This window comes from Mariniflexile jejuense (genome assembly GCF_042675665.1).
GTDB lineage: Bacteria > Bacteroidota > Bacteroidia > Flavobacteriales > Flavobacteriaceae > Mariniflexile > Mariniflexile jejuense.
In genome coordinates this window covers 1-850 of sequence record NZ_JBHTJI010000033.1, presented here as the reverse complement: position 1 = coordinate 850, position 850 = coordinate 1, and the positions used below count along the sequence as shown (strand labels likewise).

Sequence of the window (850 nt, the reverse complement as noted above, 5' to 3'; positions counted from 1 at the left end):
TAACATTGTATAAAAATAATGCGGACAAATCGCTCAATCGAAAGTTTGTGTGTATTTGCAAGCTTCCGATTTTCCTGCGGAAAATCGCCGCTCACAAACCCACACTATTCTTATACGCGACGTTACCACACATTTAACTACTGTTGGGGAGAAAATAAAAAAGAATTGATGACTGATAAGGAATATAAAGATATTGATGATTTATTAAAAAGCATCTTAAATAGTGATGTATTTCTTTATGAGCGAAAAAAAGGTGTTGATTATAAATTATTCGTTGTATGTAAATCATTAAATTTAGTAAGACCTACAACAACACCTAATCAATATGAATTGGATGAAAACGGTTTTATAGCTATTGACTTAGGGTTTGAAAAATATTATAATAATCTTATTGAAGGAAAAAAACTTGATTTTTCAATTAAATCAAAGACAGACAAAAAACTTAGAACTGAGGTTCGACGTGCAGTGCTCTTGCTAATCCTCGGAGCGCTTCTAGGGTACGTTCCTGCCTCAATGAGTGAAGATAAAATGACAAAGGCAATAGAATCGATATCCACGTCAATAGAAAAATCGACCAACTTAAATTCCGATTTCCGAAACGAATTTCAACAAATGTATTTAGAAATAGATTCTTTAAAAAACGAAATAGACTCACTTAAACAAAATTAAAAAACGTGTGGTAACACCGTATATAATCTATTTTTTTGCAAAAAACATATTATATACATAAACGTTACCTTGCATTAAAAACACGCACTCAAACGCAAGTTTTGCGGAAAAAATATTGAGATTTAAAGCAAATTTTTACGGAATTTAAAAACAGAAAAAAAACAAGATTGCGGAATTTTAG

1 protein-coding gene is annotated in these 850 nt (G+C 30.8%); it reads left to right on the top strand.

The window, feature by feature from the left end; all coding sequences use genetic code 11:
• Positions 1-168: 168 nt before the first annotated feature.
• A complete protein-coding gene (locus ACFQ1R_RS13120) occupies positions 169-669 on the top strand; it encodes a hypothetical protein (RefSeq protein WP_379926720.1) in 501 nt (166 codons plus the stop codon).
• The last annotated feature ends 181 nt before the right edge of the window (positions 670-850 follow it).